The 22,143-nt window shown below is 61.4% G+C and carries 17 protein-coding genes; 11 read left to right on the forward strand and 6 right to left on the reverse strand.

Features of this window, described 5'->3' with window-relative positions; translation table 11 throughout:
* The first annotated feature begins 453 nt into the window (after positions 1–453).
* From V6S67_RS18720 to V6S67_RS18735, 4 genes are all read left to right on the forward strand, one after another.
* Positions 454–2,694, forward strand: a complete 2,241-nt coding sequence (locus V6S67_RS18720; RefSeq protein WP_334211838.1) for a tellurite resistance TerB family protein — start codon at positions 454–456, stop codon at positions 2,692–2,694.
* Positions 2,691–4,100 carry an ATP-binding protein gene (locus V6S67_RS18725; protein ID WP_334211839.1) on the forward strand — a complete coding sequence of 470 codons (1,410 nt, stop codon included), beginning with the start codon at positions 2,691–2,693 and terminating at the stop codon, positions 4,098–4,100. Before V6S67_RS18720 ends, V6S67_RS18725 begins: the two co-directional genes overlap by 4 nt.
* 4 nt (positions 4,101–4,104) lie before the next feature.
* The gene (locus tag V6S67_RS18730; RefSeq protein ID WP_334211840.1) at positions 4,105–7,041 is read left to right on the forward strand and encodes a DEAD/DEAH box helicase; all 2,937 of its coding nucleotides are present in this window, start codon (positions 4,105–4,107) and stop codon (positions 7,039–7,041) included.
* 276 nt (positions 7,042–7,317) lie between these two features.
* Complete coding sequence (locus V6S67_RS18735; protein ID WP_334211841.1) at positions 7,318–8,142, forward strand: hypothetical protein; 825 nt, start codon at positions 7,318–7,320, stop codon at positions 8,140–8,142.
* Between the two features lie 210 nt (positions 8,143–8,352).
* Here V6S67_RS18735 and V6S67_RS18740 read toward each other — a convergent pair whose 3' ends face one another.
* The 3 genes from V6S67_RS18740 to V6S67_RS18750 form a co-directional block, all read right to left on the reverse strand.
* A complete protein-coding gene (locus V6S67_RS18740; RefSeq protein WP_334211842.1) occupies positions 8,353–8,952 on the reverse strand; it encodes a hypothetical protein in 600 nt (199 codons plus the stop codon).
* A 256-nt stretch (positions 8,953–9,208) separates the two neighbouring features.
* Positions 9,209–11,038 carry an ATP-dependent helicase gene (locus V6S67_RS18745; protein ID WP_334211843.1) on the reverse strand — a complete coding sequence of 610 codons (1,830 nt, stop codon included), beginning with the start codon at positions 11,036–11,038 and terminating at the stop codon, positions 9,209–9,211.
* A complete protein-coding gene (locus V6S67_RS18750) occupies positions 11,025–12,797 on the reverse strand; it encodes an ATP-dependent nuclease (protein ID WP_334211844.1) in 1,773 nt (590 codons plus the stop codon). The genes V6S67_RS18745 and V6S67_RS18750 overlap by 14 nt, the downstream gene beginning before the upstream one ends.
* Positions 12,798–13,377: 580 nt before the next feature.
* Between V6S67_RS18750 and V6S67_RS18755 the strand changes: the two genes are divergently transcribed.
* The 4 genes from V6S67_RS18755 (at position 13,378) to V6S67_RS18770 (ending at position 16,257) form a co-directional block, all read left to right on the forward strand.
* The gene (locus tag V6S67_RS18755; RefSeq protein WP_334211845.1) at positions 13,378–13,953 is read left to right on the forward strand and encodes a recombinase family protein; all 576 of its coding nucleotides are present in this window, start codon (positions 13,378–13,380) and stop codon (positions 13,951–13,953) included.
* A gap of 13 nt (positions 13,954–13,966) precedes the next feature.
* Positions 13,967–14,266, forward strand: coding sequence for a hypothetical protein (locus V6S67_RS18760; RefSeq protein WP_334211846.1), 300 nt, complete (start codon positions 13,967–13,969; stop codon positions 14,264–14,266).
* Between the two features lie 23 nt (positions 14,267–14,289).
* Complete coding sequence (locus V6S67_RS18765) at positions 14,290–14,775, forward strand: hypothetical protein (RefSeq protein ID WP_334211847.1); 486 nt, start codon at positions 14,290–14,292, stop codon at positions 14,773–14,775.
* A 318-nt stretch (positions 14,776–15,093) separates the two neighbouring features.
* Positions 15,094–16,257 carry an MFS transporter gene (locus V6S67_RS18770; RefSeq protein WP_334211848.1) on the forward strand — a complete coding sequence of 388 codons (1,164 nt, stop codon included), beginning with the start codon at positions 15,094–15,096 and terminating at the stop codon, positions 16,255–16,257.
* Positions 16,258–16,341: 84 nt separating this feature from the next.
* On the opposite strand, the gene V6S67_RS18775 is transcribed toward V6S67_RS18770, so the two are convergent.
* The 3 genes from V6S67_RS18775 to V6S67_RS18785 all read right to left on the reverse strand — a co-directional run bounded on the left by V6S67_RS18775 (position 16,342) and on the right by V6S67_RS18785 (position 18,915).
* Entirely contained in the window at positions 16,342–17,925 is a 1,584-nt protein-coding gene (locus V6S67_RS18775) for an arsenic transporter (RefSeq protein ID WP_334211849.1), read from the reverse strand.
* 84 nt (positions 17,926–18,009) lie between these two features.
* Complete coding sequence (locus tag V6S67_RS18780; RefSeq protein WP_334211850.1) at positions 18,010–18,444, reverse strand: arsenate-mycothiol transferase ArsC; 435 nt, start codon at positions 18,442–18,444, stop codon at positions 18,010–18,012.
* Positions 18,445–18,525: 81 nt separating this feature from the next.
* A complete protein-coding gene (locus tag V6S67_RS18785; RefSeq protein ID WP_442884918.1) occupies positions 18,526–18,915 on the reverse strand; it encodes an ArsR/SmtB family transcription factor in 390 nt (129 codons plus the stop codon).
* Between the two features lie 180 nt (positions 18,916–19,095).
* Here V6S67_RS18785 and V6S67_RS18790 point away from each other — a divergent pair, with 180 nt between their 5' ends.
* Genes V6S67_RS18790 through V6S67_RS18800 form a run of 3 tightly spaced genes read left to right on the forward strand, consistent with a single transcriptional unit; the run spans position 19,096 to position 22,139 of the window.
* Entirely contained in the window at positions 19,096–19,596 is a 501-nt protein-coding gene (locus V6S67_RS18790) for an arsenate reductase ArsC (protein WP_334211851.1), read from the forward strand.
* Between the two features lie 49 nt (positions 19,597–19,645).
* Positions 19,646–20,632 carry a thioredoxin-disulfide reductase gene (trxB, locus tag V6S67_RS18795; RefSeq protein ID WP_442884920.1) on the forward strand — a complete coding sequence of 329 codons (987 nt, stop codon included), beginning with the start codon at positions 19,646–19,648 and terminating at the stop codon, positions 20,630–20,632.
* On the forward strand, positions 20,625–22,139 hold the full coding sequence (locus tag V6S67_RS18800; RefSeq protein ID WP_334211852.1) for an NAD(P)-binding protein: 1,515 nt from the start codon (positions 20,625–20,627) through the stop codon (positions 22,137–22,139). The genes trxB and V6S67_RS18800 overlap by 8 nt, the downstream gene beginning before the upstream one ends.
* The last annotated feature ends 4 nt before the right edge of the window (positions 22,140–22,143 follow it).

A 22,143-nucleotide genomic window follows, 5' to 3' on the forward strand; every position in this document is an offset into this window, starting at 1 on the left:
CACGCTTGCCTTTTTTGCCTTGATCTGCTTTAGGCAGGGTAGGCAACATGGCGGCTGGCGGCTGGCGGCGGGTGAGGGTTTATCCGTCGAAGTGGGTGCAGGGGGGGTGCCTGTCCGATGGATGTAACAACTTTCGCGGCGACGGCGTTGAGTTTCATGTTCCGGCGGCTGGAGGCGGCTTTGAGGATGGTCATGGCCGTGTTGTGGCTGCACCGGTTCTGAACCATCGATCTCGTCGGTGTGCCGGTGTCCACGTTCCCGCCGCCAAGATTCAAAACCCGGAGGTTCACCTCGCGGAGTTGGTGCTCCTCGGCCCGAAACATAACTCGGGCCCCTAGTATTTACAGGGAATCGGCTGGCTGCACGGTGAATTTCATCTGCACAGGAATCGGGGGTCTCGTGGGTTTTTTGAGTTGGTTGCGGTCTTTATCGGGTGAAGCTGAGCGTCCGAAGGTGTTCTCATCCCCGGAGGCGCCGCCGGCTGTGGATCGCCCTCTTGCGGTACGCCGTGCATCGAATGCCCCTCCCGCACCCCAGAAGTCCAGCCGTGTTTCGGGTAAGGCGCGCTGGTATGGGTACGGCGAGGCGGCACGGGTCGGCGATTACCTGATCTCGGGTGGATTGATTTATGTCGGTTCAGTCCTGCCCTCTCCCAAGGGTGGCACGGAACCGTCCCTGATTAATCCCGCACTGAGGATTAATTCGCAGAACCCGGACTGGGCAGGGCAATCCCTGGACTACTGGCCTTCGTACGAATCCATCGCCCCGGCGGCGCGGGCCGCGTACCTCACTTGGCAGGCGGATGGACGGCGGTACCCTGAAGTGCCGATCGGCTATGTGTTCCTGTTCATGTACGGGCTTGAGCGGCGAGTCCTCATGGATATCGCTAAGGACCCTTCCCTGGCAGGTGAGCTGGTCCCGATCAGGGCTGAGATGCTCTCCTTGATCGAACTGCACGGTGACCGCAGCGATTCCTTTTCCGGGTATGCGTCCCGATTCCTGGAACTCATCGACTTCATTTTGATGCAGGCCCCCGCATCGGCGGAATGGGAACCGCCGGCCTTGACCGAGTCGCGGTGGCTGGTTCCGATCAGTCTCAGGGTCGGGCTGGGCGACCTGGCAGCGGACGGCAAACCGATTCCTGCGCAGTGGGCTCTGGCTTGGGCGTGGTTCCACCCCGACATCCCGGTGCGAACGCCTGCCTCCCGGTGCACCGAGGAGTTCACCCGGCTTTTCACTCTCAGGTACCGGCAGAAGTTCGCGGATGGGTTTATCGTGCGCCCGGGCAAGACCACAATTAAAACCAGCTATTACACGGCCAGTTCCCAGATCGGCCAGGCCAATCTGGAAATGGACAACATCCCGGATGTGTTCGCCCAGCAGGCACCGCTTAGGAAGCTCGCGGCACTCTTTGACAGTGTGACCGCTGAGCTGGAAGCCTACAGCCGGTGGCTCGGGCGCAACCCGGACAAGGCAGGAACCCTGGCCGCCGCCGCGCTTTTGCCGGGGGACCTGATCGACAGCAGTACCGGGGCCGTCCGGGACTTTCAAAACTGGTTGATGGAAAAACTAATACCTTCGGGGACTGCGCTGATCTCCGGAGCAGAGCTGTTCAACCACTGGCCCGCCGGTGTAACCGGCAAACTCAGCAAGCCCGAAACCGTTAATCTCGCGACCCTGCTGGACAGTTTGGGTGCCGCTCTGGAGCCCGATGTCCGCTTCGGGGGCGCTGCGGTCAGCGAGCTGACTCCAGTCGTGATCTTCCGGGTTCAACCCGGTAGCCCACACTCTCCAACCCCTGCCTACAGCACCGCCCTGACGATGATGCACCTGGCTGCTGCGGTGACCGCCGCCGACGGCCATATCCTGCCGGCCGAACTTGATCACCTCACCGCTCATCTGGAATCATCCCTGCAGTTGACCACGCCCGAACGCACCCGGCTCCGGGCGCATCTGCAGTGGCTTGGTGCCACCGGTGTGAAACTGACTGGACTGACCAAACGCTTGGAGAGCCTTTCGGGTGCACAGAAGGCCGCGGTGGGCGACATGCTCGTCACTGTCGCCGCAGCCGACGGACACATCGCACCGGCCGAAGTTACAACCTTGCAAAAAATCTACAAACTGCTGGGCCTGGAAGCATCAACGGTCTCCAGCAGGCTTCACGCCGCCCTGACGGGCTCCCTCGCTCCCGCTGGGGGGCCTGTGACGGTCCGACCCGCCGGAGAGCCGGAACCTGGCTACCCCATTCCCGTACCTCCGACCGCCGCCCCGGCCGAAACCGGCTTCGTGCTGGACCCGACGGTCATTCAAGCCAAGATGAGCGAAACGGCTGCAGTGTCAGCCCTGCTGAGCGGAATCTTCGACGAGGACCAAGCCCCGCCCACCCCGGGGCAGGGCGAACCGGAATGGCCGCAACAGCCCGGACCCAAGGAGCCAGCCGGGACCGGCTCTGGCGCTGCCTCCTCAGTGGCAGGCCTCGATCAAGCACACTCCTCGATGCTGCACGCTCTGGCAGGACGCAACCAGTTGGACCGCAACGAGTTCGACGACCTGGCCGCCCACCATGGGCTGCTGCCGGACGGGGCTTTGGACACGCTGAACGAAGCAGCCCTTGACGCCTCCGATGAACCTCTCATCGAAGGCGATGAGATCCTCACCATCAATGCCTACGCTCTGAAGGAGCTTCGCTCATGACCGGTCCCTCCGCTGCCGCCATCCGCCCCCGTGAACGGGACGCGCTGCTGCAGTCCCTGCGTGCAGGCGTGGTCCCGCGGATGGGTCAGCAGCATGTTCAGGTGGGCCGGGTCAACGAAGTGCAGGCGCTGCTGTCGGACATTAACCGCATCAATGACGGCGGATCCGGCAGCCGCTTCATCATCGGCGACTACGGCTCCGGGAAAACCTTCTTTCTGCACCTGATCCGCTCGATTGCCCTGCAGCAAAAACTCGTCACGGTCCACGCCGATCTCTCACCGGACCGGCGCCTGCAGGCCACCGGTGGGCAGGCCAGAAGCCTGTACGCCGAACTGATGCGCAACATGTCCACCCGAGCCAAGGCCGACGGCGGCGCCATGTCCAGCGTGGTGGAACGCTTCGTCACGCAGGCCCTTACAGAGTCCCGGGCCTCCGGCGAGGCCGTGGAAACCATCATCCGCCGCAACCTCGATCAGCTTTCCGAACTCACCGGCGGATACGACTTCGCCGAAGTGATCGCCAAATACTGGCAAGGACACGACACCGGGAATGAACAGCTCAAGGCCGACGCCGTTCGGTGGCTGCGCGGAGAATTCACCACCCGCACCGATGCGCGCGCCGCCCTGGGCGTGCGAACCATCGTGGATGACTCCAACTTCTATGACCAGCTCAAGCTGCTGGCCCTGTTCGTCCGTCTTGCCGGTTTCGGAGGTGTCCTGGTCTGCCTCGACGAAATGGTGAACCTGTACAAGCTGGCCAACAGCCAAGCCCGCAATTCCAACTACGAACAGATCCTCCGGATCCTCAATGACTCCACCCAGGGCACCGCATCCGGTCTGGGCTTCGTTTTCGGCGGTACGCCCGACTTCCTCCTGGATCCGCGCCGTGGCCTCTACTCATACGCTGCACTGCAGTCCCGGCTGGAGGAAAACAGTTACGCCGTCGACGGGCTCGTGGACTACTCCGGGCCCGTGCTGCGCCTGACCAGCCTGACCCCGGAAGACTTCTATGTCCTGCTGACCAAGCTCCGGCACGTCCAGGCCGGAGGGGAGGAATCGGCGTATCTCATCCCCGATGAAGGAATCACCGCCTACATGCATCACTGCGCCCAGCGCATTGGTGACGCCTATTTCCGCACCCCCCGCAACACCATCAAGAGCTTCCTGGACCTGCTCGCGGTACTGGAACAAAACCCCGGGCGGCAATGGGAAGACCTTCTCGTGGGAGTAAAACTCGAACACGAGTCCAACCCCGACCTCGCCCCCCTGGCACCCGCGGAGCCGACGCCACACCCCACGACGCCCACGCAGACCGTAGAGACAGCGGCCAATTCAGGGTCCGGCACTCCACAAGGCAATTCGCTGGCTGACAGGGACGATGACGAACTGTCCGCCTTCAGGCTGTGAGTTCATGAGCGATCCCGCCGCCGCGTTCGAAAGGCTGCACCGCCGTGTCCAGACCTGGATCTGGGAACAGAAATGGCAGCAGCTGCGGCCCGCTCAGGCCCAAGCAGTGGATCCCATCCTGGCCGCTGACACGGACGTCATTATCAGCGCCGCAACCGCCAGCGGGAAGACCGAAGCCGCCTGGTTGCCGATCCTCTCGGCCCTGGCCAGCGCAGCTGAGAACGGGCCCGTGCCCGCAGGGGTCAAGGCTCTCTACATTTCACCGCTGAAGGCCCTGATCAATGACCAGTACGAACGTCTCAGCAACCTCGCGGAACACGTCGAAGTCCCAGTACACCGCCGACACGGAGACGTCACCGGGGCGGCCCGCAAAACCCTCAGGGAATCACCCGACGGGCTGCTCCTGATCACCCCGGAATCGCTCGAAGCACTCTTCATCACTCAAGGCACCCGCATCCCGGCACTGCTGCACGGGCTGCAGTACATCGTGGTCGATGAATTGCACTCCTTCATCGGAACCGAACGCGGGGCGCAGCTGCAGTCCCTGCTCCACCGGGTGGAATTGGCGGTTCGCCGGAAAGTTCCGCGCATAGGTCTCTCCGCTACGCTCTCGGACCTGTCCGTGGCCGCGGACTTCCTCCGGCCGGACCGGGCCCTGCCGGTGTGCCTGATCGGTGGAACGGACGATGATCGTGCGGAGCTGCGCATGCAACTGCGCGGCTACCTTACCGCCGGCACCGGCCCTGATCCGGAAGCTTCCTCCCCGGGGGACGAGGAGGAAACGCAGAGCGACATCGATAAACGCGCGATAGCCGAACATCTCTTCCGTAACCTCCGCGGCCGGGACAATCTGGTCTTCGCCAACTCACGCGCCAATGTGGAAACCTATGCCGATCTTCTCCAAGAGATCAGTGAACACAACCGGGTAGCCAACGAGTTCTTCCCCCACCACGGGAACCTGTCCAAGGAATTCCGCGAAGATGTCGAATCCAAGCTTCGGAGGACCGAAACCCCAGCAACGGCCATCTGCACCTCTACTCTGGAGATGGGCATCGACATCGGATCGGCCGACACGGTCGCGCAGATAGGGTCTCCCGGCAGTGTCTCCGCCCTGCGCCAGCGGCTGGGCCGATCGGGACGGCGAAACGGTCCGGCGACCCTGCGCCTCTACGTGTCCGAACAGCCTCTGAACGAACGAACGCCGCCGGTGGATCAGCTGCGTACAGGAACCTTCGAAACCCTCGCGATCGTTGAACTGCTGCTCGAGAAATGGTACGAGCCCCCCAACACCTCCGGTCTGCACCTCTCCACCCTGATCCAACAAGTCCTGTCCGTGATAGCCCAGCATGGAGGCGCCCAAGCGGCCGAACTTTTCAGTGCCCTCTGCCAGGCTGGGCCGTTCCGGCATGTTGACCAAGGCATGTTCATCCAACTGCTCCGAACCTTGGGCAGCAAGGGGATCCTCACGCAGGCCTCGGACGGGACCCTGCTGCCGGGGCGAATCGGTGAGCGGTTGGTGAACCACTACAGCTTTTACAGCGCGTTCCAAACCGCCGAGGAATACCGCCTCGTGGCCTCGGGCCGGACCCTTGGATCCATTCCCATCGACCACCCGGTCACCGAAGGCAGCCTGCTCATTTTTGCAGGACGACGTTGGCGGGTCCTAGATGTGGACCTCGCCGGCAAAGTCATCAATCTCGCCAAGGCATCGGGCGGAAGACCTCCCACGTTTACGGGGGCGGGAGCGCGAATCGCCGACGGCATCCGCCGACGTATGCAGCGGCTCTATGAAAATGACACGGTGCCTGCTTACCTCGATCACACCGGCCGGCTCTTCGCTTCCCAAGGGCGCGAAGCCTACAGGCGCCTAGGTCTGCACCACCGGGCGATACTCCCCTGGGGCGATGACACGCTCCTCTTCCCATGGGCCGGGGACCGGATCATGAACACCCTCCATGTCCTGCTCTCCAGTGAAGGCATCGCGGCCAGCCAGGACGGGGTCGCTCTGAACTGCCGGAAAATCTCCCCCGCCGAACTCGCCGGTCTTCTCCACCAACTAGCAGCATCCGAGCAACCGACCCCCACCGGACTCGCCCAGACCGTACTGGTTAAAACCCAGGACAAACACGACGTCCACCTGAATGATGACCTGCTCACCCACTCCTACGCCGCCAGCTCACTGGACATACCGGGAGCATGGTCCACCCTGCAACGACTCGCTCAAATCGACCCCGACATACCCTCGGGCGAAAAACGCACCGGGCCTGCCAAACTCTTCCGGCCATCATCACCGGGGCTCCCGGTCGTGCCTGGGAAGACTCCCTTCGCGGTAATCGACGTCGAAACCACCGGATTCTCCCCACACAGGCACCGCGTCGTTGAGATCACGATCATCCGGCTGAATGCTGAAGGCGTGCGAGAGGGCAGCTGGACCACCCTCATCAACCCCTACCAACCCACCGGGCCCAGTCATATCCACGGCATAACCTCCGCAGACATCGCCGACGCTCCCGGCTTCGCCGACGTGCTGAATGAGATCGCCGCACAGCTCTCAGGTGCCGTTGTTGTTGCCCACAACGCCGCCTTCGACTTGAGCTTCCTGACAGCAGAATTCGAGCGGGCTGGCCTCACAGCACCGGCATGGCCGGTGCTGTGCACCATGCAGCTCAGCCGATACTTTCAACCCGGCGTCCCTGTCACTCTTGCTGCGGTATGCCAGCGGCTGGGAATCGATACCGGCAACGCGCACACCGCTTCTGCCGATGCGGCTGCTGCAGCAGAAATACTGCGGACCTACCTCCAGCAGATAGCGGACGAGAACCGGCACCTGTTCCAACCTAAGCCAGCAATCCTCCCTAATGCATGGAGCGACGAACGGGGTAGTGGAGGCTTAAGCCACCCGGGGAAACCGCGTGAAGACCAGCAGCACATCCTCTTTTGAGTTCGGGTTCCCGCATCCAGGACGGTCATTTCGGCCGTTGTGGCGCTGGTACCCAAGGCGTGAAGCTTGCTCAAAGGGGTGTGAAGAAGCACTTAATACATGCAGAGGTTTGACGACCTAGTTCTTGCGTCAAGTACGCCGGACAAAGAAGGGATCGACTATGTCGAGTAGGTCAGTCTCGCCAGCGGTCATTCCCGAACGATAGCTGACACGAGTCTATGGGTGTCGGTACATTGCAGAAATGGAGCGGGGCCACCACTGCAGTATGCTCAATTGATGAAAATTGGAGAGCGAATAGTTGGACTTGACCATGCCGTGACGACTGGACGGTATGCTTCATGGCATTTTGATGAGCTGGAGCTTCGTGCCTTCCTGCTGACGAGTGCGAAAGGTATGAGTGCCTGGTTCAAGTCAAAGGAGGAGGAAGCCGAGCGCGAGGTGCGGGGCTGTAGCGAACCAGACATTCACCAAGGTCCTGAGGCATACGACCACTTTATGGACGAGACAGGTATCTTCTGGGATCAGTACTGGCAGCAGCTGGCCGCGGCCGTGATCAAGGATGCCTTCACTCTCTTCGAGGTGTTCCTCGAGGAGTCGGCGCATGATCTGCTCCGCCGGTATGGATCCGGGCTAAAGAAGCTTTCCACCGAGGGAACATGGCTGCTCCAGCAGTGCAACGACTTTTACAGGGACTACTTGGGCGTCACTATCACAACGTCTGAGATTGATGACATCCAATGGATCCGGAACAAGCTGTCGCACCTTCGAAATTCCTTCCGAACAGTAGAGGGGAAAGGTGAGTTCGCCCAGAAGGTCGCGGCTCTCGGTATCCGCGGTGCAGAGACCAAGGACGAGGAGTGGTGGGGTCTTCCCAACCAGGAACACGACGGAAGTTCGCTGATGACGGGCTCCCTCGTGCTCACTCCTTTGGAGTCATGGCGCATCCTTGACATCATCAGGAAGAAGATAGAGGCACTCACCTTGGTGTTTCATGGCATCCAGTACGGATCCAACACGACGCCCGCCTTAAACGATCTGAGGGCAGGCAGAACCGTTCAGAGGAAGCGTGATGAGAAGCTTTTGTCCGTTCCGGTGCCGTAGGTTCGGCGAGTCAGGCGGTGATGCCGGCGACAGGACGTGGCATTCGACCGCAAACAAGATGATTCATCGAGCTGCAGCTATGTCGCCTCTGAGACGCCACGACAGTATTTACGTCGTCGTGCTCAGCTCGCGTTGACGTTCCCGCTACTGAACATATATGAAAACTAAGGTAGGGGACCCACATCGCACACCCACTAGGGAGGGCAGAGCTTAGTTCGTGTCGTAGCTAGTGGAAGCGGTCAGAGGGGGAGAGTTGATAGTGGTCAGCCGCGTCGACATCGCCGCGCACCAAGCCAACCATTCCGGTGCTTCACCCCGAGGACGGCCTAGAAGATGTTCAAGCGCATCTACAGCTGCCATGTACGCGTCGGTCGCATTCTCGACTGTGTAGGTCACAAACCTGCCTTCAAGTGCCACCCGGAACACCGGGTGACCCACCGGATCAACGAAGTCTGCCGAGGCGTGGACAGCCGCGTTTCGCAGCGCGAAAATTTGCTTTAGTGTGTTTTTAGTATTCGCGCTATTGGTGTTCGTGAGACGAAAAGCGCCGGTCCAAATCTGGTGATGACGAGCAGCCGCTGATGATTGACCGCCGTTGGATCTCACGATCGAAGGTCGTTGGACGTGGGGGTAACGCGCGACGACAGAGTTCGTGAAGGCTTCTAGCGTGAACGCAACTGCACAGATGCAAATCATGGCACTGCGGTACTCATGAAGGACAGCATTATCGAATTCCGAACCAGCATCGAGTCCCGGGTTGGCATCGCGCGCATCGCGGGCCGATGCCAACTCCTCACGGGCGGTTATCAACCACTGAGGCCATACTTCCGACCGAACAGTCACTCTGCCCGGGTGCAAGGCAGCGTCGTCAGCGTTGTAGGCGAAACTGTCGAGTCGGATCTGGCCATCCTCGAGGAGCCTTACCCCAACTCCCCGGCTAGGCTCCCCTATGTTCTGCATATTTGATCTCCGATCAACTCTGCTATGGCAAGATATCCTAGGTCTCCAAGAAAAGTATGAAAGCTATTCCTAGTGAGCACACTTTAACGACTTTGAACAAAAGAAGTCATTCGAAAGCATCCACCCCTAATTGCTTTGTTAACTCGAGATACGGTGATGGAGTTGTAACCCTCTGGCCATACCGGGTCTTACGTCGAAGTGCCCTAGACAGAAGAAGTACCCTTCGGGCTCTAGTGACAGCAACATAGAAGATGCGCAGTTCACTCTCGCGCTCTTTTTGCGACTTTGCCCGAAAATCGGGGATCTGGCCTTCGTTCAAACCGACAATCGCAACCGCACGAAACTCTCTTCCCTGAGCCTTATGTACTGTAAGAAGTTGAACACCCTGGGTAGCTGAACCTCGTTGCCGACGTGAGCAAAAAAGATGGAAGTCTGCCCAGGATCGAGATTCTCTATCTACAGATTCTAAGTATTCACTCCATGCGTTCTCTATTTCCGTAAGATCAGCACTCCACGAAGCGAGCCCCGATGTACCTGAGTCACGTTCAGTAATGAGGCTAGACAAGCTCAGCATGAATTGCAGTAGATTAGTTTCGCTAACCAGATCTGCTAATGCATTAACGAGTGGATTAGTATGAGCGCGAAATACACTGGCGACCTGATCGCGGGATTTCAGGCTATCAGGATCCTCATCGATAAGTCTTGCCAACTGCCATTGTGGTGCTACACGTCGCTCGGCGGCATTCAAGGCGATTAACTCTAACACTACTTTGCCCGCTAAACCCTCGAGCCAATCTCCGGCGTCGCTACTCGTTGAATGAATGATATTTCGCGCTGCTAGCTCTTTCGAGATTTCTCGAAGAGCTGAAGCAGACCGACCCAAAATAGCGATTTCTTCTGCTCGAACTGTTGGCGATTCTCCATTGGCGAGGGCGGCCTTGGGTATTCCATTGAGTATCAATCCACTCACCCAATCGCCTAGTTGCCTCGCCTCGTCACTCTCATCCTCCCCGCAAACCAACTGGATATGTCCTCGTGCTGCGTGGGGTTGCACATGCGACTGCTGCTGACCAAGTTCGCTCGCAATAACGCTTGAGAACTCGCTTATTAGTGCCGCTGATCTGAAATTCACATCGAGCGCGATGACTTCTGCCTGGTACCTCTGTGCGAACTGGTGCATCAACGATGGGTCAGCTCCTGCGAAACTGATTATGGACTGCTTATCGTCCCCGACAAGCATCGCCGCGGGACCCTCACCCGCCTCTCCTAACATCATGGTGAGGAGCCGATATTGAGCTGGTGTCAGATTCTGTGCTTCATCGACCACGACGTGCGTGTACGTGCGCCCTAGTTGTCTGCGAACCGATTTCAGCGTAAGTAGTTCGCTAGCCGCGTCAAGAAGACCCGGGTAGTCGAGAGCCGGAAGGCTGGCTAGCGCTCTACGCCAATCCTCCACCTCCGGACTTTCGATCAATCGTGCGCGGTCAAGATCGATGCGCCGGAGTTGCTCGAGGGGATCGTGAGCGGCCTCAAGGCCTTGACTGCCTAGCCACTGGCTGAACAGTTCAACTCGGTCCTCATCTCTCGACAGGATCTCCGGCTCGATAGGTAGTCCGATTCTTGTGGAATGCTGGCGAAGCAGTGAGTGCGCGAACCCGTGGATCGTTTCGGTTGTAACCCGCTCCGACTCAGCTCCAACACGCTTTCTGAATCGCTCAGCTAGCTCTTCCGCGCTTTTATTTGTATAAGACAAAGCAAGGACGCGCCCTAAACCCTGTTGCATAGTCAGCAATCGCTGTACTCGCCGCGCTAGCACCTCTGTCTTGCCGCTACCTGCGCCGGCTAGGACCACGATCGAACGCGCGTCTGAATCGATCGCTCTGTGCTGGAGAGAACTGAGGGAGACCTCGACACCATGGTCGTCAGATTGCATCATCAATTTTCCGAATCAGTTCTTGTAGTGGTGTCGGCCATGTTTGCCAGTCGTCGTACAACTCGATCATAGATCGTGCAAGGAACGTGCCCGAACTTCCTTTGAGCTTTTTCATTTGGTTCAACGTGTTCCCCGACAAGCCGGGCTGGATGGCTTGACAGGCTGCCAAACACATGTCTTGGTCAAACGTCATGAGCATAGATTCAATCGCCCCTGCCACAGGGCGACCCTCCCCGTCCATGCCATTGATCCAAATTACGTCAGGGGGCTTAACAGCATGAATACGCTGAAGCGACTGAACAGCAGTCGCTCCGTCCTGGTCACTATCTGCAAAAATAAAGCACGGCGTGTCTGTCATCACGGAGAACTTAACTGCGGCTGTAGCAAGCTCATTCGATAGACTTCCTGGGTCCACCACGGTGATACCGTGCGATTTTCCGCCAAGCGCGTGTCGGAGTGCAATGGGCAGGAAAGCTCGTTCGGTAGCTCCATCTCCAATCACTATGCAACTGGAGAAGAGAAGCTCCCCGAACGGCCGCTCGACCAGTCGTCGCAGCTTCTCCATCTCCTGTTTATGGAGACTCGGACGGAATGCGCGATGGACGGCCAACTCATCATCGGACGCTGGCCCAAGATCAACAATCTTGGTCGCGCTGCCTAGAGCCTGTACTAGACGAATTGAAGAGGGATCAACCGATGTGACTAGGTGGGCGGAGTGAGTGCTTACGACTTTCTGCCCTCGCATGCCCACCAAAAGTTCGGCCAGCTCCATGGCTGCTTGAGGATGAAGGTGTGCCTCTGGTTCCTCAACAAGAGTAATGGGTGTAGGAGGAACGGCGCTTCCATCGCGACTCAATCGCCGCTCGTAGAGGATGCCCTGCACCTGTAGCGACGATAGGCTTCGAGATCCAGCGCCATGGAAGCGGATAGGAAGTGGCCCTGCGCCGGTGTCTAAGTCGATAGATATGAGCCTGCCTAGTTCCTCAAGGTTTGTTGGAAGGGGATTGAGGGCTGGAGATCCCACACTTCCAACAAGTGAGTGCAGTCTTGCTAGCTCTGCGTCGACTGACTTCAACGTCTCACTGCCATCAAATATCTGCGAACTCAATTGACTAAGTTGTAACTCAAGGGACTCGCGATGGCTTTCTGGAATCTCGAGGTCTGAAAGCACTTTCCGTATTATTGACCCTTGCCGACCTAGCTCGTCGCGTAAGTCCCGCCCTGTATTTATCAAATCCACGGCGAAGGCTCTCCGTTGCCTAGCCGATAGGGCTGTCGGCGATATTACTTGCACCCATTTACTACTCGTGGTGTCGAATGTTAGAAAATAAGAGTCCGATCGTGCTCCAGTTCCGTCCCCCGACCGAGATATTCTAGTACGCCATGCTATCCGTTCGCGAATGGGTGTTTCACTCAACACCTGAGTTTTATTCTCAAACAGTTGCGTAAAACTCGGCTCGAACTCTTCATCATCTCCTGGGTCGGCGGGAGAACCAGGGGAGACGATCACATCGATTTCCGGCAAGGATTCGTTTCCGACAGTGAAATCGTCGGTATCGGCGGACCGCCCGCCAAGAGCAACTTGTAGAGCGGAAATAATTCTGGATTTACCTGCATTGTTACGCCCGGCCAGCACCGTCACCCGTGGTTCTAGCTCAACCTCGCAGGATGAGATTCCTCGGTAGTTTCGGATGATAATTTTCTCAATGTAAGGCCCGTTCGGACGAACAACATCCAATGGCCCGGCTGGCGTCGGGTTCATCCACCCAACATAGCCGTTCGTGGCTACCCGCGTATTCATCAACGCTAGCTGTCTTGGCGGTGACATCGACTTGGGCCCTGTCTGCTGTCAAGTTGTCATGAGAAACCTAATGGCTGATCAGAAGCGTCGATTGTAGTAGCTGCATGCCCCGCCAGAGTGAGCGAGATGAAGTTGAGTAGAGGTGTCATGAGACCGATGGGTTGCGAGACGAGAGGATGAGACACTGCCGCCGCCCGTTATCGTTCCTCCATTGTCTTGCTACCGTGGCTTCGCATCATGGGCAAACCTTGCCGAGAGGTCCAATCGTTGCGAGACGACGTGCAGCGACGCTGACGTAGTACAGATAGCGAGACTGGGAACAGCCGGAACCGTGGGACTCCCCTGTTCGTCTGCCGAGCCGTCAGTTCAGTCCAGCCAAAGGATCCTTTGATAGGACGAATCTGATGCTGAGTTGGTGGAGGAGAAGAACCCAGCCAACGCGGCAATCTCCATCCCAGCGCGTCGTCTCATTAATGCGTCTCACTTCCTCTATTCTCAGTAAAACTGAACTGTGCCTTTGATGAGCATGAGGAGTGTGGGAGTGGGAAGCATCGGATACGCCAGGGTCAGCACCTTGGAGCAAAACGCGGATCTGCAGCACGCGGCACTTACGGCAGCGGGTTGCGACCGGATCTTTACCGATCATGGCGTAAGCGGAACGAGGGCCAGTCGGCCGGAGCTCGACAAGCTGCTCGATCACTTGCGGAAGGGTGACGAGGTCGTGGTGTGGAAGCTGGACAGGCTGGGACGCAACACTCGAAATCTCCTCGCACTGATCGACGACCTGGAGCGCAGGGGGGTGCACTTCCGCAGCGTCACCGAAGGCATCAGCACCACCGGTCCCATGGGGAAGGCCATGCTCACGGTGATGTCCGCATTCGCCCAGCTCGAGCGAGACCAGCTCGCCGAGAGGACCAGAGCTGGCATGGCTGCGGCATCAGAACATGGGCGGAAGGCCGGCCGACCGGAAGTCACCATCGACCACGCCAAGGTCAAACGTGCCAGGGACCTAAAGGCCCAAGGCCTCGCTCCAGCGGACATCGGCAAGATCATCGGCGCGAGCCGCGCGACCGTGTACCGCTACCTCCACATCGAAGCTCGACAGGCTTCGCAATGACCAGGAGGACGTGATGATCCGGCTCATCCGCTGGCTGCTCACCTCGAGCATCCGGTACAGCTACCTATTCGTCCGCGCCGTCCTCCGACTTCCGCTGCTACTGCTGCCCATTCCATCGCGGGTCCGCAACCAGGTCGCCGGCGCCCTGGCGATCGCCCTCTGGTTCTTCCTGCTGCTCGTTCCAGTCGCCGTCTCCGACAGCCCATGGTGGGCCGAGTGGCTGGTCGCTGGCGCGGCCGCTCTGGTTATCGTCGGCGTGGTGCGAATGGAGGGCCGGCGGCCGATCCTCCGCCGACCTGTCCGGGTCCGATGACGTCCTCGCGGAGGTAGTCGGTGATGAGGCAGCGCAGGGGAGAGGCTGACCGGTTCTGGGAGAAAGTCGTCAAGGGCCCGCGGCCGCATGACTGCTGGATCTGGACCGGCGCCGTCGCCGACGACGGGTACGGACGGTTCTGGGTCGCGCGCGACGGCGCGCAACGCGCCCTGCGGCCGCAACGCTACGCCTACGAACACCTCACCGGAGAGACCCTGCACCCCGGCATCGCGCTCATGCATGTCTGCGACGTCCCGCTCTGCGTGCACGCCAGCATCGGGATCGACACGCACCTGCTGCCGGGAACGCAGGCGTTGAACATGCTTGACCGGTCCCAAAAGGGCCGGCATGCCAACGCCTCGACCTTCCGGTGGCGCAGCGTCGGCCGCGCCCAGTTCCGCGCCCAATCCGTCCAGCTGCGCACAGCTCTCCTCGAGCACGGATGGAACGAACCGATCATCCGTCCCCTACTCACCGGCATCGACCCCGAAGCCCCAACCCTGTTCTAGGGTTTCCCCAATTTGCACTATCAAGGTTGCTCGCAGTACACAGCTTCCGTACACGGCTCATGAGACACGACTACCGCTCCGGATGCAGCTACTGCTGGATGTCCTATGGACGGTCGTCTGTGAGAACCCGAGATTGAGGCTTGATCGGCAAACAATCGAGTCGGGGTTCGTTCACCCACAGGTGGACGGCTTTGAGCTCATTCCTTCGGGCTCTACCCGCCCACAGGTGGATGACCGACGTGGGGGCTGGTGCGCTGACTCTAGGGTTGTCGAGTGATTAGTGGTGGACAGGATCGGCCTCGCGGGGGCCTGGCGGCGATGTGCGTCGCGCAGACGACGAGCTGGGGGCTGCTGTATTACTCGTTGCCGGTGGCTTTGGTGCCGATCAGCGCGGACACTGGGTGGTCCGTACCTGCGATGACCGCAGCGTTCTCGGCCGGCCTGATCGTGTCGGCAATCGCCGGGGTCCGGGTCGGACGCTTGCTGGACCGCACGGGGCCGAAGCTCCTGATGACGGCGGGGAGCGTCGTTGGTGTCCTTGCACTGCTGCTGGTCGGGGCTGCATCAAACTTCGTCGTGTTTGCGGCCGCATGGTTGGTCGCGGGATTCGCGCAGGCCGCTGTGTTTTACCAACCGGCGTTCGTGGTCCTCACCCGCTGGTACGGAAGCCATCGGGTACGGGCGTTGACGACGCTGACCCTCGTGGCCGGGTTCGCGTCGACGATCTTCGCGCCCATCACGGCCGCCCTGGTCGACGGGCTCGGGTGGCGTACCGCCTACATCGTGCTAGCCGGGATCCTGGCCGTAGTGACGATCCCGCTGCACTGGTTCTTTCTCAACGCCCAGTGGACGCACCGAGCCACCGAGCTCTCCCAGTCCACGGATAGTGGGCCGGTGCAGGACGTTCGGGCTGTGGTGCGTAGTGCCCCGTTCCGGTTCCTACAGGCGACGATGGCTCTGTCCACACTTGCCCTGTATGCGGTGACGTTCAACCTGATCGCCCTGTTCCTCGAGCGGGGAGTGGATTACCAAACCGCTGCTGTCGCTTTCGGTTTGATCGGCGTGGGTCAGGTCATCGGGCGGGTCGCTTACTCGGCACTGCCCTCGAGCACCTCCACCATCACGCGAACCGTGGTCTTGACGGCTGCCGGCGCCGTAAGTGTGTGGGCTTTGGCCCTGGTGCCAGGGCCCACCGGCCTGCTCATCGTGGTGGCGGTCCTCGCCGGCATGGTGCGCGGCTGCAACACCTTGCTGCAGGCCACCGCCGTGTCCGAGCGGTGGGGCACCCGGAATTTCGGATCCCTGCAGGGTGTTTTCGCCGCCCCCGTCACCATCGTGGGTGCGCTGGCTCCCGCGGCCGGTCCAGCACTGGCCGTCGTACTCGGCGGCTACCCGGTCATGGGTGTGATCATGGCGGTCCTCGCCACGGTCGGCGTCGCAACCGCAACCCGCACCCGGACGACCGCCCAGCCGCAGAACTGACGTCCATGACCGCGGCCACGTTCGCCCGGACACGGTGACCAAGGGTGACCACGGGAGCGACCGTTCCCGTGGTCCTGCCGACTCCTAGACGCCGATGATGGTGAGCCAGCCGGCGAGGGCGAGGAGGGTGATGATCAGGACGGGGATGGTGAGGACGATGCCGGTGCGGAAGTACTGGCCCCAGCCGATGTGGATGCCCTTGCGGTCCAGGACGTGCAGCCAGAGCAGAGTGGCGAGACTGCCGATCGGGGTGATCTTCGGGCCGAGGTCCGAGCCGATCACGTTGGCGTAGATCATCGCCTCCTGCGTCAGCCCTGTGGCCCCGGCTGCTCCGATGGCCAGCGAGGCGATCAGGACGGTGGGCATGTTATTCATCAACGACGCGAGGACGGCGACGATCACACCGACGCCCAGGGCCGTGATGAGGACTCCGTTGGTGCTGATGTTCGAGAACACGCCGGCGAGTTCGTCGGTGAGGCCCTGATTCCTGAGCCCGTAGACGACGAGGTACATGCCGATGGAGAACAGGACGATCTGCCAGGGGGCTTCCCGCAGGATCCGGGGTACCGAGATCCGACCGTTCGGGAGTGCCGCAGCTCCACCAGTTGAGAGGGACATTCCGTCGCTCGCGTCCGCGTCGGAGGTCTTCATATCGGCGGTGGAATGAGCGCTGCTCGCGGTGCCGCCGGTGGAGCGGTGAGCTGCGCCGACGGTTTCGTAGTCGAGGTCCGCTGCCCGATCATCAGCATCAGCTGCAGGCGTCACCACCTGCTTTGTCGACGCTGTCACCGATGTGGTCACCGGTGCTGCCACTGAGGCTGCTACTGGGACTGCAGCCCGGGGGAACAGGAACGCGGGTTTGCGGGACGCGACGAGCATGAGGACCACGGCGCCGAGGCCTGCCACAGCCGAGAGAGGAATGTTGAGTGGCTCGGCGGCGAAGTAGCCGATGAGCAGGACACCGAGGATCACCCATCCGGTCTTGAACGTCAGGGGGTCCGCAATAGCTGATTTCGGTGTTCCCAGAACGCTCATGTCATAGGTACGGGGGATGGCTTTCCTGAAGAACAGGAACAGGACCCCGAGGCTCGCGGCCACCGACACGATGCCGACGGGAACCATGACGACGGCGTAGCGCGCGAAGCTGATGTCGAAGAAGTCGGCAGTGATGATGTTCACCAGGTTCGACACGACCAGGGGCAGGCTCCCGGCGTCGGCGATGAAACCACACGCGATCACGAACGCGAGGGACGCCTTGGCGGGGAACTTCAGGGCGATGAGCATCTGGATGACGATCGGCGTGAGGATCAGCGCCGCTCCGTCGTTCGCGAACACGGCCGCGATTGCGGCCCCGAGCAGCACGATCAGCGCGAACAGCAAACGCCCGTTGCCCCTGCCCCACCGGGCGACGTGCAGCGCCGCCCACGTGAAGAACCCCGACTCGTCCAGGATGAGGGAGATGATCACGATCGCGACGAACGCGAACGTCGCATTCCACACGATGTCCCACACCACCGGAATGTCGGACAGGCTCACCACCGTGGTCAGAAGCGCGAGGACCGCGCCGCCGAGGGCGGACCAGCCGATGCCGAGGCCTTTGGGTTGCCAGATGACCAGGGTCAGGGTGGCGAGGAAGATCAGAACAGCGACCACGGTCATGGCAGTCATAGCAGCAGGGCTCCTAACAGGAGGGCAGGAAAAAACGCACCGGTGAACTCGCTCATGAGCTCACCGGTGAGGAGGTGCTGGGGGTCAGCGTGTGGTGAGGGTGGTGTGAAGAGTGGTGACGCGCTCGAGGATGTCATCGCGGACCAGGCGCATCCGTTCGATACCGTCGATGCCGCGTTCGCTGGGTTCGTCGGTCTCCCACCGCTCGTACAGGGTGCCTTCGACCTCGTCGACCTGCGCCTCGGCGCCGAGGATGACGACGAGGTCCGCCTTCTCCTGGTCCTCGCGGGTGATCTGGCGGGGGACGTTCTGGCTGATGTCGACCCCTACCTCGGCCAGGACCTCGGCAGACAGGGCATTGACGGAGGATCCGGGCTTCGACCCGGCAGAGGCGGTGGTCACGGAGTCTCCTGCGACCTTGTCCATCAAACCGGCGGCCATCTGAGACTTCCCCCCGTTCTTCACACACACGAACAGGACAGAGGGCTTATCAGCCTTGAAACTCACAGGAATACTCACTTCTGGTCGGTAAGGAGGAAAGCAGGAATCAGGCAGGGGTCGGGCAGGCAACGGGCAGGACCCGGAGGGGCTGCTGGGGTGTTACTTGGGTTCGGTGAGGACGCCGGCGAGGGCGTCCAGGGCGCCGGGGACGATCGAGAAATACGCCCACACGCCGCGCTTTTCCCGGTGCAGGATCCCGGCGTCGACGAGGATCTTCAGATGATGCGACACGGTTGGCTGCCCGAGGTTCAGCGGCTCGGTGAGGTCACACACGCACGCCTCGTTCTCGGCGCTGGCAGAGATCAGTGAGACCAGGCGCAGCCGGTTCGGGTCGGCGATCGCCTTGAACTGCCTGGACAGCTCCTCAGCCCGCTGCGCGCTCATCGCCGGCGTCCCGGACGGCACGCAGCACGGGCCCTCATCAACCATCTCAGTGGTCGCGAGGTCCGTGGTTGCAGCCATGGTTCGGGGCTCGGAGATCGTCGTCATGCCACCCAGCATACCCGCACATTGACAACCATCGATATAGCTCCGCATACTCAATATCGAAGCTAGTCAATCTCTTCTGGGTGTCCGTACAGGCGCGTACCCGGGAGCTGTTCGACTCCTATCCACCACTTATCAGGACCCGTCCGGATTGTCGGCGGGGTGAGAACCAAAGGATTCCCCATGGCCACTGAAACAGCCACTGAAACAGCAGAGACCACCTCCAAGACGACGAACGCGACGGACACCGTGAGTGGTAAGAAGCCCTCGGTGCTGTTCGTCTGTGTCCACAACGCGGGCCGGTCTCAGATGGCTGCGGCGTATCTGCAGCATCTCTCCGAGGGCCGCATCGAGGTCCTGTCCGCTGGTTCTCAGCCTGCCGACCAGATCAACCCTTCAGCGGTGGAGGCGATGAAGGAGGAGGGTATCGACATCACTGCGGAGACCCCGAAGATCCTCACGACCGAAGCCGTGAAAGCCTCCGATGTCGTCGTGACGATGGGTTGCGGGGATGAGTGCCCGTACTTCCCGGGCAAGCGGTACGAGGACTGGGTCCTCGAGGACCCCGCCGGTAAGGGCGTGGAATCGGTCCGCCCGATCCGGGATGAGATCAAGGGCCGTATTCAGCAGCTCATCAGTGAACTTCTGCCCACCGATGCCGGCACCGGTATGCAGAGCGCCTGACCCTCAGCCCTTCCCGTTCGTCGCTTCCAGGATCCGAAAGGCACGCATCATGACAGAGCTGCAGCAGGAGAAAATCATCATCGTGGGATCCGGCCCTGCCGGGTACACGGCGGCGATCTACGCCGCCCGTGCCGGCCTGAACCCGAGGGTCATCGCCGGCGCGGTGACTGCAGGGGGTGCGCTGATGAACACGACGGAGGTCGAGAACTTCCCCGGGTTCACCGACGGCATCCAGGGACCGGAGCTGATGGAGAACCTCCGCGGCCAGGCCGAACGCTTCGGCGCGGTCATCGAGTACGACGACGCAGCCACGGTCGAACTCACCGGCACCCTGAAGACCGTCACCACCCTGAGCGGTCACACCTACCAAGCACCGGCGGTAATCCTCGCGACCGGCTCCGCCTACAAGGAACTCGGACTCGCGGACGAGAAGCGCCTCACCGGCCGGGGTGTGTCGTGGTGTGCGACGTGTGACGGGTTCTTCTTCCGCAATCAGAACATCATCGTCGTCGGCGGCGGGGACTCGGCCATGGAGGAAGCCCTGTTCCTCACCCGTTTCGCGGCCACCGTCACCGTCGTCGTTCGTGGCTCGAGCCTGCGGGCGTCGAAGATCATGGCGCAGCGGGCCATGGACAACGAAAAGATCCGGTTCGAGTACACCAGCGCCATCTCCGCGATCCACGGGGATGAGAAGGTCACCGGCGTCACCCTCACCGACACCATCACCGGGGACATCAGGGACCTCGCTGCGACCGGGATCTTCGTGGCCATCGGTCACCTGCCCCGCACCGACCTCGTCCAGAGCCAGGTCACCCTCGATGACGAGGGTTACATCGTCGTCGACGCACCCACCACCCTGACGAACCTGTCCGGTGTCTTCGCCTGCGGCGACGCCGTCGACCACCGGTACCGGCAAGCCATTACCGCCGCAGGATCCGGCTGCGCCGCAGCCCTGGACGCCGAACGGTACCTCGCCGCACTCGAGGACGCCCCCAGCATCGCCACCGCTCTCATCGAGGAGAACGCCCATGTCTGACACCACCACCAACTCAGCTACCAACGGCTCGACCGGGATCACTGATCTACCGGTCGCCGTCATCGGGGCCGGGCCAACAGGGCTGTCCGCGGCCGCGAACCTCCTCGAGCAGGGCCTGACCCCGATCGTGTTCGAGCAGGGAGAGAGCGTCGGAGCCGCTGTTCGGCAGTGGGCGCACATCCGCCTGTTCTCGCCCTGGCAGTACAACATCGACCCCGCCGCCCGACGCCTCCTCGAGACCGCCGGCTGGGCCGAGCCCCGCCAGACCGCCCTGCCCTACGGGCGGGAACTCGTGGAGGCCTACCTTGAACCCCTCGCCTGCCTCCCGGTCATCAAGGAGACCTTGCACTTCGACAGTCGCGTTACCGCGGTCACCCGACTCGGCATGGACAAGACCCGAACGAAAGACCGCGACACCACACCGTTTCTCGTCCGCGTCAGCAGCCCCGAGGGCACCACCGATCACCTCGTGCGCGCGGTCATCGACGCCTCGGGTACCTGGGACCAGCCCAACCCCCTCGGCCAGGCCGGACTGAAGGCTTCGGGTGAAGGCAGGGCATCCCGATTCATTACGAAGCCGTTGCCCGATGTTGTTGGCACCGAACGGGTCCGCTTTGCTGGTAGGACGGTCATGGTCGTCGGAGCAGGTCATTCCGCCGCGAACACCCTCATCAATCTCGGCCAGGTCGCCAGGAACGAACCCGGTACCCGCATCCTCTGGGCCGTCCGCGGCAGCGGATCCGCGCAGAAACTTTACGGAGGTGGGGACCTCGACGGCCTGCCCGCCCGCGGGCAGCTCGGCAGCCGCCTGCGCACCCTCGTCGGCGACGGCGTCGTCGAGCTCATCACCAACTTCACCATCACCAGCTTCAACACGACCGACACGGGTCTGGCCGTCACCGCGTCGACGCCGGACGGGCCCCGCACCATCGACGTCGACGTCCTCGTTCCCGCCACCGGATTCCGGCCGGATCTGAGCATGCTGCGCGAGCTGCGCCTGGAACTGGATCCCGCCGTGGAGGCACCGCGCGCCCTCGGACCCCTCATCGACCCGGAGTTCCATTCCTGCGGAACAGTCCCCGCCCACGGGGCCGACGTCCTGGCCCACCCGGAAAAGGATTTCTACCTCGTCGGAATGAAGTCCTACGGACGAGCACCGACGTTCCTGCTCGCAACCGGGTACGAGCAGGTCCGCTCCGTGACCGCCGCGATCGCCGGCGACACCGAAGCCGCATCCCGCCTGCAGCTCGAGCTACCCGAAACCGGGGTCTGCAGCACCGACCTCGGCGGATCCTGCGACACCCCCGCCGCAACCACACTCACCGCAAACACTGGGGCCGCCGGTGCGTCCTGTGGGACCGACGCAGCAGGTGAAGCGGCAAGCGACGCAGCATCTGAGATGGACGCTGTTGCTGGCGGGTGCTGCTCCGCGCCCGAGCCACAACTGGTCATGATCGGGTTCCCCACCGGCACCGCGCACGGCCGCTCCGGCGACTCCGACTACTGACACC

The organism is Arthrobacter sp. Soc17.1.1.1, assembly GCF_036867195.1.
Classification (GTDB): domain Bacteria; phylum Actinomycetota; class Actinomycetes; order Actinomycetales; family Micrococcaceae; genus Arthrobacter_D.